General features: G+C 70.7%; 14 protein-coding genes. 4 read left to right on the top strand and 10 right to left on the bottom strand.

The features are described from left to right. Window positions 1–213 precede the first annotated feature (213 nt). Window positions 214–642, top strand: a complete 429-nt coding sequence (locus VM324_04505; protein HVL98536.1) for a hypothetical protein — start codon at window positions 214–216, stop codon at window positions 640–642. 244 nt (window positions 643–886) lie between these two features. Here VM324_04505 and VM324_04500 read toward each other — a convergent pair whose 3' ends face one another. Further along, on the bottom strand, window positions 887–1,318 hold the full coding sequence (locus VM324_04500) for a hypothetical protein (protein ID HVL98535.1): 432 nt from the start codon (window positions 1,316–1,318) through the stop codon (window positions 887–889). A gap of 226 nt (window positions 1,319–1,544) precedes the next feature. After that, a complete protein-coding gene (locus VM324_04495; GenBank protein HVL98534.1) occupies window positions 1,545–1,766 on the bottom strand; it encodes a hypothetical protein in 222 nt (73 codons plus the stop codon). Window positions 1,767–2,656: 890 nt separating this feature from the next. On the opposite strand from VM324_04495, the gene VM324_04490 reads away from it, so the two are divergent. Continuing rightward, window positions 2,657–4,756 (top strand): glycogen debranching N-terminal domain-containing protein, encoded by a 2,100-nt coding sequence (locus VM324_04490; GenBank protein HVL98533.1) that lies wholly within the window; start codon window positions 2,657–2,659, stop codon window positions 4,754–4,756. On the opposite strand, the gene VM324_04485 is transcribed toward VM324_04490, so the two are convergent. The 5 genes from VM324_04485 to VM324_04465 form a co-directional block, all read right to left on the bottom strand. After that, window positions 4,751–5,773: a glycosyltransferase family 4 protein gene (locus tag VM324_04485; GenBank protein ID HVL98532.1), complete on the bottom strand. Its 1,023-nt coding sequence runs from the start codon at window positions 5,771–5,773 to the stop codon at window positions 4,751–4,753. The genes VM324_04490 and VM324_04485 overlap by 6 nt on opposite strands. Window positions 5,774–6,177: 404 nt before the next feature. After that, the gene (locus VM324_04480) at window positions 6,178–6,789 is read right to left on the bottom strand and encodes a hypothetical protein (GenBank protein ID HVL98531.1); all 612 of its coding nucleotides are present in this window, start codon (window positions 6,787–6,789) and stop codon (window positions 6,178–6,180) included. A gap of 157 nt (window positions 6,790–6,946) precedes the next feature. Next, window positions 6,947–8,368 carry an FAD-binding oxidoreductase gene (locus VM324_04475; GenBank protein ID HVL98530.1) on the bottom strand — a complete coding sequence of 474 codons (1,422 nt, stop codon included), beginning with the start codon at window positions 8,366–8,368 and terminating at the stop codon, window positions 6,947–6,949. Beyond that, entirely contained in the window at window positions 8,365–8,769 is a 405-nt protein-coding gene (locus tag VM324_04470) for an ester cyclase (GenBank protein HVL98529.1), read from the bottom strand. Before VM324_04470 ends, VM324_04475 begins: the two co-directional genes overlap by 4 nt. A 20-nt stretch (window positions 8,770–8,789) precedes the next feature. After that, window positions 8,790–9,182, bottom strand: coding sequence for a nuclear transport factor 2 family protein (locus VM324_04465; protein ID HVL98528.1), 393 nt, complete (start codon window positions 9,180–9,182; stop codon window positions 8,790–8,792). Between the two features lie 239 nt (window positions 9,183–9,421). Here VM324_04465 and VM324_04460 point away from each other — a divergent pair, with 239 nt between their 5' ends. Next, entirely contained in the window at window positions 9,422–10,522 is a 1,101-nt protein-coding gene (locus VM324_04460; GenBank protein ID HVL98527.1) for a LuxR C-terminal-related transcriptional regulator, read from the top strand. Between the two features lie 135 nt (window positions 10,523–10,657). Here VM324_04460 and VM324_04455 read toward each other — a convergent pair whose 3' ends face one another. The 3 genes from VM324_04455 to VM324_04445 all read right to left on the bottom strand — a co-directional run bounded on the left by VM324_04455 (window position 10,658) and on the right by VM324_04445 (window position 14,062). Further along, window positions 10,658–11,305 (bottom strand): response regulator transcription factor, encoded by a 648-nt coding sequence (locus tag VM324_04455; GenBank protein ID HVL98526.1) that lies wholly within the window; start codon window positions 11,303–11,305, stop codon window positions 10,658–10,660. 2 nt (window positions 11,306–11,307) lie between these two features. After that, window positions 11,308–13,341, bottom strand: coding sequence for a sensor histidine kinase (locus VM324_04450; GenBank protein HVL98525.1), 2,034 nt, complete (start codon window positions 13,339–13,341; stop codon window positions 11,308–11,310). Window positions 13,342–13,486: 145 nt separating this feature from the next. Beyond that, window positions 13,487–14,062, bottom strand: a complete 576-nt coding sequence (locus tag VM324_04445) for a hypothetical protein (protein HVL98524.1) — start codon at window positions 14,060–14,062, stop codon at window positions 13,487–13,489. A 326-nt stretch (window positions 14,063–14,388) separates the two neighbouring features. Between VM324_04445 and VM324_04440 the strand changes: the two genes are divergently transcribed. Then, window positions 14,389–14,562 (top strand): hypothetical protein, encoded by a 174-nt coding sequence (locus VM324_04440; protein ID HVL98523.1) that lies wholly within the window; start codon window positions 14,389–14,391, stop codon window positions 14,560–14,562. Window positions 14,563–14,564: the final 2 nt, after the last annotated feature.

Below are 14,564 nucleotides of genomic sequence, written 5' to 3'. Positions count from 1 at the left end.
CGGGCGTGTTCTTCTTCTACGAGAACTGGGAGAGCGCCGAGCACCTCGACGCGGACCTCGCTGCGCCACACCTGACCGAGTTCACCGACAAGATGGGAGGCTTGATCCGGCGCAGCGCCACCCCCCGAAGCGACTACCCGCTAGCGGTTGACCCTCCCTGCTGGCACATTGCTCTCGAGTGCGCTCGAGTGCGTGTCGGGAAAGGAGCTTGTGGTGGGTGGCGTTCGCGGCAACCGCGGGGTGGTCGCAGCGTCGGTCGGGCAGCTCGGGCTGGCGCTGGCGGGGTTCATGGTCGCTGTGCGGCGCGGACACGCCTACGACGTTCCGCTACTGCACGGCGATCCGGCACGGATGCTTGAGCAGTCGGTGGTCATGGGCACCGCGCTGTCGCAGCCGGCAGCGATGATGGCTGCGCAGGCGTGGCTCACCGCGGTCGTCGCGCGCCGTGGTGATCCTCGCGCGGTGAGGGGGCTGCAGGTGCTCGGTGGCGTCATGCTCGCCGGCTACCTAGCGGAGCGCCTCGTCCGTACTCGCCTGCGCTGGCACGGCTGGGACCCAGTGGAGACCCCCCTCGTGGTCGCCGGGATGGGGCTGTCTGCTGCCATGGTCCCGCTGGGCTTCACGGCTCGGCGCAGGCGGTGACAGGCGCTGCCGCGCTGAAGCCGGCGCACCTGCCCGGGAACCGCCGCGATGCAGCACGAACACCCGCGGGCGGCGGCCCAGACTCTCGCACGCTCGTTCACTACCGCCCTTCGACTGAAGTACTGATCGAGGAACGGTCTTGGCCTGGTTGCCTCGGACCATTGAGATCCGCCTCCGCCGAGGTGGAGCTCGGATTGCCTTGATCGGCTCTGCCGGCGGGTGTCATCCCGCTGAGCGGCCGGGCCTACGGCCGGATTCGGTAGCCTACCTGGTCGTCGGGTGCCGAAGCCCAAACTGAGTCGGATGCCACGGTGACCGCGCCGCCGGCGCGACTGTCGGTGGTGATCTCCTCGACCAGCTCCATGGTTGCGGGATCGACACGCCGCAGAAACGGGTCCGCGGACCGCACCCACACCGCGTCGTCGGTGGCGAACAGCGTGCCGTCCCGGGCCTTGACGTCCACGGCGTCCCTCACCTCCTTGGTGTCCGGGTCGATGCGGGCCAGGCCGTCGTCGAAGGCGACCCACACGTCGTCGGCGGCGGCGACCCAGCGGGCCTTTTCCAGCCCACCGGCCCGGGCGGTGACCTGCCGGCCCGCCGGGTCCACGCGCACGACCACGTCGTCGAGCGGACACGCCGCCCACAGCATCTCGGCGTGGCGGTCACGTCCAGGCAACGGATGCCGAGGGGGATCTTGACATCGACGGCGTTGTCCGCCAGGTCCACGCCGATCAGCGTGGCGCCGGCGTCGCTGAGCATCCAGGCGTGCCCCCCGGCGACTGGGATGTCGAGCTGGTCGAAGACCTTGTCCACCGCAACGGTGGCGATCACCTCGCCGGTGTCGGGGTCGAGGCGCTTCAGGTCCTCGTCGTCGCACGACGAGACGCTGCCCTCGCCCACGCTCAGGCCCATGCAGTGGCGCCTCCACGGGTGGTCATCACCTCCACCGCGAAGTCGATCTCGTTGGTGGCCGGGTCGATGCGGTCGACCACGCCGTTGGCCCGCTTCAGCCACATCGCGTCAGACCCCGCCACGAGCTCGTCGGGGTCACCGGGGATCGCGAAGCGGTGCTCGAGCCTGCTCTCCAGCGCCGCGGGCGTCACCGGGTCCACCGCGACCGGCACCACTGGAGCCACCGCTGCCTCCGGGTCGACGACTCCCCGCCGGCTGCGTCGCGGAGGGCTCCTCTGCCGGTCCGCCGGACTGACCGCACGCGGCGAGGGCACACGATCAGCACCACGGGCACCTTCACGACTCGACGGCGGGTCGGAGGTGCCTCCTGCTGGCAACATCGCGCCTGGCACGCCACCAGAACGCTGGATGAAGCATCGGGCGAGGCCCCAGTGGCGTCAACGCCTCCCTTTACACCCACACGGATCGGAGCCGGCAAGCGAGGATCCGCCCAGCGAACCCATCTTCTCCACCGGCAGCAACCGTGACGTGCTGGCGACGGACGCCTATTGCAAGTGCTCCCACCATGCCGCCATCCCTAAAGGTAACCCTTTTCTTCACTATGATCTTCCGACCTGAGGACGGCACGTGGAAGATCTTGCACCGCCACGCCGACCTAATCACGACCCCTCGCCCGGTAAGCACGGTGATCGAGTCGTAAACGCGCCGTCGTTGCTTCGAGGGGGGACGTCTCTAGAGAGGCGCTCTCGGTGGACGGCGAACCCGGGGCATAGAAGTGCCGTTATGTACCGGCCGCTCGGCCGCCGGGTACCAGCACGCGGAGGTTCCTCGTTGGTGCGGTCCATGGCCCGAAGGCCCGCATGGCAACGAGGCCGGCGGCGCTGCCCTCTTGGTGGCCACCGGCACCGGCGGATCCTCGAAGGCTGAGGGTGCCGGAGCGATGGTCGGGAAGCAGCCGCTACCCGATGGTTGCAGCGTCCCTGCAGGCGGGCCTGCACGGCCCCCACGCCATGGAACGGCTGCACGACCTGCATGAGCTCGTGTCGGCGCGTATATGGTGTCGCGAGCGAGCGGGAGGCATCCGTCTATGGGTGGAAGTGCAATGTCGCAGGCTTCGTCGCAGCATGGCCCGATCGGTGACGTCACCTGCGTCGCCGCGGAGACCTTCTGCGTGTCTGGACACAGCGGCCAGATCCGCCGCGGCTCCGAGCAGGGCGTGTACATCCGTGACACGCGCGTGTTGAACCACTTGGTCGTCGAGCTCGACGATGCGGAGCCGCTGGTCTTGGGTGGTCACACGGTCGGCGGCAACAGCGCACGGTTCACCGCGTGCCGGGCGACTCGACCTCGCGACCAGCCCGATCCGACGCTGCTCCTCGATCGGCGGCGCGTCGTTTCTGAATCGCTGCGCGAGTCGCTGCGGTTACGCAACTTCGGCGTCGATGGGCTCAGCTTGTCCGTGGTCGTCGAGGTTGACTGCGACTTCGCCTACATCTTCGACGTCAAGCATGGCGAGGTACCGCGGCAGGCGCGCTGCGAGGAGCTGGAGGGTGCGCTGCGCTTCGTGCGCGGCGAGCAGTCGACGACGGTGCGCGCGGATCGGCAGCCCGAGGACATCGACGAGCGGCGGGGCCGTCTCCGGTGGCACGTCGACCTCGCGCCCGCCGAGTCGTGGAGTCTGGTGCTCGACATCGGCTTCTGCGACACGCAGGGGGTGGTCTGGCCGACGCACGGCTGGGCGGATGGGTCGCAGGAGCCGGCCGGGCCTACGGCGAGCTGGGATCTCGTGCTCCGGTGCAGCGAAGCCGACGTCGCCGACGTCGCCCAACAGAGCGTCGCGGATCTCGCTTCACTCCTCGTTTCGGACCCGGATGCGCCGCAGGACCACTTCCTGGCGGCTGGAAGTCCCTGGTACCTGACGCTGTTCGGTCGCGACTCGCTCTGGGCGGCGATGATGGCGCTGCCGCTCGGCCTCGATGTGCCGCGGGGCACGTTGCGTGCGCTCGCGCGCCGGCAGGGCCGGACCCGTGACGCGGAGACCGAAGAGGCGCCGGGGAAGATCATCCATGAGGTCCGTCATGGGGGCTTCACCGAGCGCAGCGATTTGCCACCGCTTTACTACGGGACGATGGACGCGACGCCGCTGTTCGTCACCGTGTTGCATGAGGCGTGGCGCTGGGGGTTGGACCGCGATGAGGTGGAGCGGTTGCTGCCGGCGGCCGAGGCGGCGCTGGACTGGCTCGTCACCGACGCCGACCCTGATGGTGACGGCTTCCTCGAGTACCGGATGTCGGGCACCCGCGGTCTTGTCAATCAGGGGTGGAAGGACTCGCGGGATGGGGTGCAGTTCGCCGACGGCCGGCTCGCCGAGCCGCCGATCGCGCTGTGCGAGGTGCAGGGCTACGCCTACGAGGCCGCCTGCCGGGGCGCGGACCTGCTGGAGCACTTCGGCCGACCTGGCGGGGACCGGTGGTGCAGCTGGGCCGCGGACCTCCGCGAGCGCTTCCGCGCCGCCTTCTGGGTGCCTCACCCCGACGGGGATTACCCGGCGGTCGCCCTGGACGGGGCCAAGCAGCGGGTGGACAGCATCGCGTCCAACATGGGCCACCTCCCGGGGACGGGCATTCTCGACCCAGACGAGTGTGCGCTCGTGGCCCGCAGGTTGGTCCACCGGGACATGGCCAGCGGCTGGGGGTTGCGCACGCTCACCTCGAGCTCTCCTCGCTTCAACCCGCTGTCCTACCACGGCGGATCCGTGTGGCCTCATGACACCGCGATCGCGGTCAGCAACCTCGCCACCGCCGGCCACGACGAGGAGGCGACGATGCTGCTGCGCGACCTCCTCGCCGCCGCTGGCCACTTCCAGCTGCGCCTGCCCGAGCTGTTCGCCGGAGAGCAGCGACGACGCGGGTTGGAGCCGCTGCCCTATCCGGCAGCCTGCCGGCCGCAGGCGTGGGCTGCCGGCTCGACGTTGCTGCTGCTGCGCACAGCCCTCGGTGTGCAACCCGACCTGCCCCATGGCCGTCTGGTGCTGCGGCCGTTGTGGCCGCCGCCGTTTGGCCACCTGGCCATCGAGGACGTGCCGCTGGGCACCGGGCGGCTGGGGATGCGGGTGGATGCGGACCGCGGCGTGACGATCACGCAGGCGCCGGAGGGCGTCGATGTGGTCGTCGAGGGCGACTGCCCGATGGCCACCTCATGATCGGGCCGACAGCACCTCGTTGAACAGGGCGAGGTGCTCGGCGACCATGCGGTCGCTCGAGAAGTGCCCCTCGACCGCGGCCCGGCAGGCGGCCCGGTCGATCTTGTCGATGTCGTCGATCGCGGTGACCATCTCGTCCTCGTCGGCGCAGTGGATCCCGGTGACGCCATCGTCGACGATCTCGGAGGCCGCGCCTTCGGGGAAGGTGATGACCGGCGTGCCGTTGGCCAACGCCTCGATCATGACCAGGCCGAACGGCTCGGCCCAGCGGATGGGGTTGAGCAGTGCCCGGGCCCCGGCGAGCAGGGCGGTCTTCTCCGCACCGCCGACCTCGCCGACGTAGGTGACGGTGTCGCACAGCAGCGGCCGGATCTGGTCGTTGAAGTAGTCGATCTCGAGCGGTTCGCGCATCTTCGCGGCGAGCAGGAGCGGGACGCCGGCGGCCAGGGCGACCTCCGCAGCGCCGCGTGCGCCCTTGTCTGGTGCCATCCGTCCGAGGAAGAGCAGGTAGCCGCCATCACCGGGTCCGGGGCTGTACTCGTCGACGTCCAGGCCGTGGTGGATGACCCCGGCGATGGGCACACCGCCGGCGGTTGATGCCTGATGGTGGGAGATGGCGATCAACGGTACCTGCTGGGCGATGAAGCGGTAGACATCCCCCAGCTCGGCGTTGAACGGGCCGTGGTTGGTCGTGACCACAGGCAGGTCGGGGAAGCGGGAGGAGTACAGCGGACCCACGATGGTGTGGTCGTGGACGATGTCGCAGTCGATCAGCGCCTCGTAGGCATGGGCCACGTGGCGTTGCTCCACCACCGCGTTGCCCATCCTGACCGACTCGGCGAAATCCAGCACCGAGCGACGCGGCACGGGGCAGGTCGCATCTCCGGTGGTGAACAGCATCACCTCGTGTCCGGCCCGCTGAAAGCCGCGGGCCAGCCGGTCGATGACCGCCTCCGTCCCCCCGTACAGCGGCGGCGGCACCGGGAGCCAGGGCGGAGCCAGAAGACCGATTCTCATCGTTGCACCGCCAGGGGGCCGTCGTCACCGAAGTGGTCTCATACCCTGCCATCAAACCAGAGACAGTTCATCAGCGGTCAGGCGCGTGGTCTTGGCGAGCGAGGCCTCCATGGTTGCCCACGTTCTTGCAGCCAGCGCCACGCGCGAACAGTCGCGCCTTCCGCTGTCGCTCGCCACACCGGGAGGACCGATGCGCTGTCGCCTGCCCCGTCACAGCCCTCCGGTAGGCCGACCCACCCTCGTGCGGGTCCTGTTGTCAGCCTCCCTGAACTGCCGACACCCATCCACATCCGAAACCCAGGCCAGCCTCGCAGCGGCTGCCTACGGGATGTGAAGTCTGGTGGAGCCGCCTTCGGCCTGAGCCAACAACCCCGACCGCCATCGTCCGCATCTGCCGTATCGCCTTACGCTCCTACCGCACGCAGAAACGCGTCGGTGTTGTGCACCACCAGCCGGGCGTCGGGGCCGTCCACGTGGATCTTCTCCGGGTGGAACTGGAAGCCGGCCATCTCGACCGGTGTGGCGCCTTCGGCCACGGCCGGGTCGCCCGATTCGCGTCCGAACAGGGTCCAGACGGCAGAGGTCGCCTGCGCCATACCCAGCACGGCGGCTACCGCCCGGACGATCCGCCGCTCCGCTCGGGTCGCCGCCGCTGCCAGCCGGTCACGCCGGCCGGACAGCAGCGCGGCGATCCCGCCACCGGTCGCCAGCAGCACCCCCGCCGCGACTCCGACACCGAGGGCGAAGTCCGCGACGCTGTCCGGCGCCGCCAGCGCCTCTGCGGTCCATGACAGAAGCGCGGCCGCGGCAACGCCGACGACCAGGCCGGCGGCCCGCGCCCAGGTGCCGTAGCGCCAGGCCAGCCAGGCGGCGAGCAGCGTCACCGCAGCCACCGGCCCGAAGAAGGCCAGCGCCTCGCCCGCCAGCGCCGGCGCCATCACGGTGATCACCGTCGTGACGGCCAACACCGTGCCGCTGATCAGCAGCAGCCCGAACACCTGCACGCGCGTGTACACGGGCCGTTCTCTTTTGCTTTCAGAGTCCTCCGACGGGGTCCGGACCCTGCCTGTGTGGGTCGGTTGGCTGCGTGTGTGGCTGCTCATGACTCCTCCCCTCCTGTCAACCGGTGCGCTGCCGTGCCGAAACGGGCTCGTTCGTCCCTGCGTGCAGCCTCTACTTGCTCATGGGCATCGCCGAGCGCCGCGCCGAGAGGTCCTGGGCCGCCGGCGGGATGTTGTGGTTGCTCCGGAAGAGGTTGTGGGGGTCGTAGGTGGTCTTGATCGCGACGAGCCGGTCCCAGGACGAGCCCGGGTACGCCTCGGAGACACGCGCCTCGCCCGTGTCGTCGAGGAAGTTCACATACGCTCCCTCGCTGCCGTCGTGCAGGGCCCTTGCGAGCGCTGCGACCCAGGCCTGCTGCTCCGCTGCCTCCTCGGGACGCTCGTAGACGGCGGCCACGACGACCATGATGGGGCGCTTGCGGTGGGCGAAGGCCGTGGCGTCGGTCGGTACGCGCGCCACGGCGCCTCCGAGCACGCGCAGGTGCACGGCGGGCATGGCCGCGGTCGAGGCGTGCACGCCGTCGAGGATCAGCTCGCCGGCGTCGCGGTCGAAGGTGTCGAGGAACATCGGGTGGAGGGCCACGAGGGGGTGGCCGTCCTCCTCGGGGAGGTAGATGTCGCGGTACGCCATCGGCTCGACCATGTCCACGAGCGGCGCGGCAAGCGCGCGAAACGGCGCCACCGCCCGCTCGCCGGCATCGGCCGGGCCGGCATAGCACAGCGACGCCATGATGATGGGGTGGCCGTGATGCTCGGCGGGCAGGAACGGCAGCGGCGGGGCGGGCAGCACGTCGGCCATGGTCGTCAACTCCTCCGGCGCGGCCTCGGCGGCGGCGACGAAGGACGCGATCACCTCGGGTGTGGCCGGCAGGACGAGCATCCCGCCCACGACCGTGTCGACGGGGTGCAGTTGGTACCGGAAGCGGGTGGCGACCCCGAAGTTGCCGCCGCCGCCGCGGAGCGCCCAGAACAGGTCCGGGTGGTGGTCGGCGTCGGCGTAGCGGATCTGCCCGTCGGCGGTCACGACCTCGGCGGCCAGGAGGCTGTCGATCGTCAGTCCGTGCTTGCGCACCAGGAAGCCGACACCCCCGCCCAGGGTCAGCCCGCCGATGCCGACCGAGGCGGTGTCGCCGAACCCGGTCGCCAGCCCGTGGGCGCTGGCCGCGGTGGTGTAGTCGCCGGCGGTCAGCCCGGTCTGCGCCCAGGCGGTGCGCGACTCGACGTCGATGGCCAGCCCACGCAGGGCCGACAGGTCGAGCACGATCCCACCGTCGCAGACGCTGTGGCCGGCGAGGCTGTGGCCGCCGCTGCGCACCGCCAGCGCCAGCCCGGTGTCGCGCGCCAGGGTGACGACCCGCGCCACCTCCGTGGCGTCAACGGGCTGGACGATGACCGCCGGACGGCGGTCGATCCCGCCGATGAACACGCTGCGCGCCGTGTCGTAGGCGGCATCGTCGGGTGCGATCACCCGTCCGGTCAGCTCGGCACGCAGTTGTCCGGTCGGGACCGCAAGGTGAGGCGGCGTTGCGGTCATGGTGCTGCCTCGTTCGGCACGGCGCCGAGTTGGCGCATGAGGCCCAGGGTGTCCAGCTCCATGTGATCCTCGACGATGGTGCCGTCCACCAGCCGTTCGATCGAGATGCCGGTGACCTCCACCTGCCTGCCGGTGGCCGGGATGCCGAACAGGTCACCGTCGTGACGGCCGGTCATTGTCCAGCGGGTGGCCACCTTGTCGCCCTCGGCGATCTGCTCGTCGATGCGGACATGCAGATCGGGGAAGGCGTTGCGGAAGGTGTCCAGCGACTCGCGGTACGCGTCGCGGCCGCGCAGCGGCTCGGGCTCGGTGGGGTCATAGGCGACGTAGCCGTCCCCGATCAACTCGTCGAAGAGCCCATAGTCACCCTGGTTGATCAGCTCCTCGACCTCCCGGCGCACGATCTGCTTGTTGATACTGCTCATGATCTCAACCTCCTCTGTCGTTGCCTGGGATCCGACCGTGGTGCGAACGGTTCGACGGTCGGGTGGAAGGCCACCAGCGAGATCGCATACCTCCAGGCCCCGTCGGGGCCGCGGCGCGTCACGGCTACGCCGTGTGCGGAAAGGACCAGGGCGGTGTCACGCGTCTGGAGCACTCGAGGGGAGTCGGCGACGTAGGTACGGCCGTGTCGCCACAGTGCCGCCACGAGGTCGGCGATCTGCTCGCGCCCGCGTGCCTCGCGGGTGTCGTCGGCGGGCACGAGAACGGCTTCGTCAACGAACAACCGCGCCGCTTGTTCACGGTCGCGGGTCACGAACGCGTCCTCGAGCAGCGCCTCGAGCTCCTCGGGGGTGCGCGCTTGTGGGGTCATGGCCCGACGATGCGCCCGCGCCAAGTGCTCGTCTATGCCACAGAAGTGGTATTTCCCGCCGGCGGTTGCGGTCGCTGCGGACCCTGCGTGCCGATGCGTGGCCTGACCGCGCCCGCAGTCCATGCCAGAAACCTGGTATTCCCCCGCGGTTCAAGGACGCGTATCTTCGCTTCGTGGGGGCGTATGCAAGGGGGCGCGCCGGCGAGCGCCTCGCGCGGCTCGCGGGCCAAGGGCTGGACGTGGCCACGTTCTTCGGCGAAGCGGGACAGGTGCTCGCCGCCGCGGTCCCCTCGTCCTTGCCGGCGTGCTGGACCACGCTGGACCCCGCGTCGCTGCTCATCACCGGTTCGTATGAGGACGGGGCGGCGGACATCCCCCACGAGTTGCTGGTGTGGGAGTACCTCGAGGACGACTTCATGAAAACCGTCGACGTCGCGCGCTCCCCGCAAGGCACCCAGACGCTGCTGGGTGTCACCGGTGGCGACCCGAGCCGCTCCCGCCTTTACCGGGACCACCTGCAGCCGATGGGGATCGAGCAGACACTGGAGGTTGCGCTGCGGACGCGGACAGGAGAGACCTGGGGCAGCGTGGGCATGACTCGGGCAGCGGGCCAGGCTGACTTCGACGCCGACGAGCTGAGCTTTCTGCGCGCCGTGTCGCCTGCCCTGGCCGAGGGCACCCGGCGTGGGCTGCTCGTCGGCGAGGCGACCGACCCCGAGGGTTCCGAAGCGCCCGGCCTCGTGGTCCTCGGCGCGGACTGGGACGTGGAGTCGCTCACGCCCGGTGTGGAGCGCTGGCTGGCCGAGCTGCCCGGTCGCTGGGAGGCGGAGGGCCGTCTGCCGCCGTCGGTGGTCGCGGTCGCCGCCCGGGCGCTGCGCACCGCAGAGCACGCCGAGATCCCGGGCGAGGTGGCCGTCGCCCGGGTGCTGTCCCGTGGCGGCCGCTGGGTCCTGCTGCACGGCGCGGCCCTGGTCGCAAACGGCGCGCGGCGTGGCGCGGTCATCATCGAGCCCGCTCATCCGGCCCGGATCACGCCGCTGCTGATGGCGGCCTACGGGCTGAGCGAGCGAGAGCAGGACGTCACCCGCCTGGTGCTGCGGGGAGACTCGACGGCGGAGATCGCGCAGGCGCTGTTCGTGTCCCCCTACACGGTGCAGCAGCACCTCAAGCACATCTTCGACAAGACCGGGGTGCGCAGCCGACGGGAGCTGGTCGGCAAGGTGTTCTTCGCCCACTACGAGCCCCGTGTCCGCGACAACGAGCAGCGTGTGACCGCCGACAAGCCGGTGCGCGGTGGCCCGTTCCCCCACCGGGTGGCCATGCCGCCTGGGTGTTCATAGGCGTCCGCCTGTTCCAGCGCGCCCACCAAACAACCACCTCGTTGAAAGCCGGGCGCGTAGCGCTGCGCCAGTGATCCCGGCACGCCGACGTCACGAGCCGGCACAGGCGCGCCGAGACAATGCCCAACAAGTCAGTTAGGGGCCGACGAGGCCGGCGTCTCGGGCACGGGTCACGGCTTCGGTTCGTGTGGCGACGCCGAGCTTGGCGAAGATGTTGGAGACGTGGTTGCGCACGGTCTTGTCGCTGAGGCGGAGGCGGGCGGCGATCTCGGGGTTGGTCAGGTGGCCCGCGAGGAGGCTGAGCACTTCGCGTTCCCGGTCGGTGAGCATCGGAAAGGCCGCGAGCGCGTCCGTGTGGCCTGCCTCGCCGAGGCGGCGCAGCACACGGCTGGCGACGGTGGGGCCGACAATCAGCTCGCCACTGGCGACCGCGCGGATGGCCCGCACCAGCTCGGTCTTGCGTGCCCCTTTGAGCACGTAGCCGCGCGCTCCGGACTGCAGGGCGGCATAGACCGAGACGTCGTCTTCGTACATGGTGAGCACGAGCACGCGCACGTGAGGGCTCGCGGCGGTCAGCCGGCGGGTGGCCTCGACCCCGCCGCCGGGCATGTCGAGATCCATGAGCACCACGTCGGGTTGCAGTGCGACCGCCTGGTCAAGGACGTGGTGCCCGTCGTGCGCCTCGCCGACCACCTCGAGGTCGGGCTCGCCGGTGAGCAGGGCGCGCAGCCCGTGGCGAAACGCCGCGTGGTCGTCGGCTATGAGCACCCGCGTGTGCTCCACGGTCAGGCCTCCGCGGCCGCGATGGGGCGCTGTGAGTGCGTATCGTGCGGGGCGGACAGCGGCAGCCGGGCCGTGACTGTTGTTCCGCCCCCGGCTCGGGGCGCGACCGTGCAGTCCCCGCCGAGCTCACGGGCCCGGTCGCGCATCGACGACAGACCGACCCCCGGGGTGTCGTCAGGCGTGATCCCGTGGCCGTCGTCGGTGACCTCCAGCTGCAGCATCGAGGGCGTGGCAGCCAAGCGCAGCGTGCAGTGTCGCGCCCTCGCGTGGCGCGTCACGTTGGTGATCGCCTCCACGGCGATGCGGTAGGCGGCGACCTCCACCGCCGGCGGGAGCCGCGGGTCGGACTCGACGTCGATCTCGACCTCTAGTCCGTGCTGATTTTGGGTGGCGGCGAAGGCGTGCAGCGCACCGACCAGCCCGAGGACGTCGAGGGCGGCCGGTCGCAGGGCGTACACGACGCGGCGCAGATCACCCACGGCGTGCTGTGCTCGCTCCACGAGGTCGTCGAGCAGCGCTTCAGCGCGGTCGGGGTCGGCTCGCAGCACATCCCTGGCCGCCTCGCCCAGCATCGACAGGGTGGCCAGCTCGGGACCGAGGCCGTCGTGGAGGTCGCGGTGCAGCCGGCCCCGCTCCTCCTCGCGGGCGGCGACGAGGCGTTCGCGCGAGGCCTGGAGATCTGCCGCCAGCTGGTGGGCGTGCAGCGTCGCGCCGATCGGGCGCGCCAGGGCCTCGAGCAGCCGGCGTTCGCCCGTGGGCAGCTGCTCGCCGTTGCGTACCCCCGCGACCAGCCAGCCGACCGTGGCCCCCTGGCCTTTGAGCGGGATCCGCAGCCTGCTGCCCCGAGCGGGTGCGGGGCCGTGCACGGCCGCGACCTGACCGCCAGTTGGCGTGTCGACCTCCACGGCCACGTAGGACAACTTGAGCGCGGCCGCCACCTCGGCGACAGCCAGTTCAAGCAGCGCCTGCGGGCTAGCGGCCTCGTCGAGGCGCCGCTCGAGGCGGGACAGGGCGGCATACGGGTCGTCGCGGTCGCCGTACACCAGCCGGTTGACCGCCCGCTGCAGGCGCACCCGCAGGGGGTTGAACGCCACCGCCACGACGCCGGTGGCCACGAGCGAGACGGCCAGGTTGCGGCCGGTCTGCAGCACCATGCCGAGATAGCCGACCGTCACGACGTAGAGCGCTACCACTGCGACGGTCAGCGCCGCATACACCAGGGTGCGGCTGATCACGAGGTCGACGTCGTACAGACCGTGGCGCAGGACGGCGATCCCAACCGCCACGGGAAGCCCTGCACCGGCCCCCACCAGCCCGATCTCGACGAGTTCGGCGAGCCCGGGATGCATCGCCTCGGCCGGGAAGCTCAGCAACACGAGCACCAACCACATGGCGACGGCGTAGGCGAGCCACTTGATCTGCGCCCGCCCAGCCCGGTCGGCGCGTCGATAACGACCCACCACGCTGACCACAGCAGCGGCCAGGGCGGCCAGGAAAGCGACCAACTGCACCTCGTCGGCCACGGCGGTGATCGCAGTCAAGGCGGGCACGCCCAGCGGGTTGGCCACCTCGGCGACCTGTACCGGCCCTGGGCGCACCGCCCCGTAGACGGCGCTGAGGGCGAGCAGGACGAGCACCGCCCGATGGACGACCCGCCAGCGGCGCTCCGCCGGCAGACCGTCGGGGAAATGCAGCGGCACGACCAGCAGCAGAACCATGAATGCCGTCGGGCGGCTCCAAGCGCTCACCCAGGCGAACCAGGGGCCGCCCGACACCCCGGCACGCGCGGTCCAGGCGCCCGCGTCGGCGACGGCCAGGCCCAGCCCTGCAACCAGCAGCAACCATCCGATGGGAAGGCGGGGTCGGGCGCGCGCCACCAGCGCGCCCACCGCCGCCGCGGCGACCACCACGACCACCTGCTGAAGGTCGGCGACCCGGGCGCCAGCGGCCACGCCGGCGAAGACTGCAAGGCTCGACGCTCCCAGCGCGAGCGCGGCCAACAGGAGCGAAGCCCACCTGCTGAACCGACGAGTCATCTCCGGTCCCCTCCCCGGCAGTGCCCGCGGCCGCGCCCTCTGGCGCGCACCGGATCAGGATACCGGCGATGACGCCGTCGAGGCGGGCGGCAGCCACCCGCGCGCGACTCCTCCCCGCAGCAGCAGGCCCGGTAGACGGGCCAGCTCAGACCGTGCGGTGGCTGGCCACCCCCGGACGCGGGGACCCGTCCGGCGACTCCACGAGCGGTGCGACCTGCCGCACCACCACCAGCCCCACCAGCGTGTACGCCACGGCGAAGTACACCGAGCGGACCACGATCAGCGTCCAATCGCCCAGCCCCGGCACGGCCATCAACAGCAGGTCGACGGGGATGAGCAGGCTGGCCGCAAGCGGCAGATAGCGAGCGGGCGTCGGCCACCGTCCCGCGCGTACCACTGCAACACCCACGACGATCAGCCAGACCATGCTCAGCGGCCAGAACACATCAAGCACCGTGAGGACGATGTTGTCCGGGCGAGCGGGGTCGATCGCGTACGGCACCGTCCACGCGAACGCCAGCACCACCATCACGATCCCGGCGTCCAGCACGAGCCGACCCCAACGACCGGTCCCCGTGGCCTTGGTCGCGCGCATCACGGCGAGCAGCCCCAACAACCCCAGCTGGAACACCCCGCCTGCGGCGACCTCCTTCTGATCCAAAGTCCCTTCAGGAGGCACCCCCAATTGCAGCCAGCCGATGCTCCAGACGATGGCCCCCACCCCGGTGAGGACACCCAAAACGCGAACAGTCGATGGTTTCACGACGCCTCCACCCGCTCTCAGAGATCCGCACCCGATGCAGATCCGACACCCCTGACAGTAAGCAGCAACGAGTCCCGCGGTCACGGGCCCTTGTCCCGCACCAGCCGGGAGAAATGTCCTCGCACCTCAGGCGAGCGACAGGCGCCCATGCGCTCCCGTGCCCTTCTTCCTCGGTCAGGCGGTCAATCGCTTGCCGCCTTCGACCGGATTACTGCAGTTCCGTAAGTTGTCCCGGTGTCATATTCCGGCCGCCTGAGGGAGCAACTGCCTCATTCGAGCGCATCATGGGCCCGGCATTCGGCCTCTGCCACGTGCCCCGGGACGCCGGCGCGCTGCGCGAGCCGGGTGGTCTCGCCTACGCGCGGGACGACCCGCCTCCGGGGTGGACGGCCACGTGGAGGCTGGTAGACGACGCCGCAGCGCCGCTGCACTTCGAGCTTCGGCAGCGCAGCGGCTGAGC

This window comes from Egibacteraceae bacterium, assembly GCA_035540635.1.
In the GTDB taxonomy this organism is placed as follows: Bacteria; Actinomycetota; Nitriliruptoria; order Euzebyales; family Egibacteraceae; genus DATLGH01.
This window is presented reverse-complemented; position numbering and strand designations above follow the sequence as displayed.

What these genes read in the sequence shown, in the direction of transcription:
- VM324_04490 (HVL98533.1), top strand. Translation starts at nt 2,657, where the DNA reads ATGTCGCAGGCTTCGTCGCAGCATGGCCCGATCGGTGACGTCACCTGC.
- VM324_04485 (HVL98532.1), bottom strand. Translation starts at nt 5,773, where the DNA reads ATGAGAATCGGTCTTCTGGCTCCGCCCTGGCTCCCGGTGCCGCCGCCG.
- VM324_04475 (HVL98530.1), bottom strand. Translation starts at nt 8,368, where the DNA reads ATGACCGCAACGCCGCCTCACCTTGCGGTCCCGACCGGACAACTGCGT.
- VM324_04465 (HVL98528.1), bottom strand. Translation starts at nt 9,182, where the DNA reads ATGACCCCACAAGCGCGCACCCCCGAGGAGCTCGAGGCGCTGCTCGAG.
- VM324_04450 (HVL98525.1), bottom strand. Translation starts at nt 13,341, where the DNA reads ATGACTCGTCGGTTCAGCAGGTGGGCTTCGCTCCTGTTGGCCGCGCTC.
- VM324_04440 (HVL98523.1), top strand. Translation starts at nt 14,389, where the DNA reads ATGGGCCCGGCATTCGGCCTCTGCCACGTGCCCCGGGACGCCGGCGCG.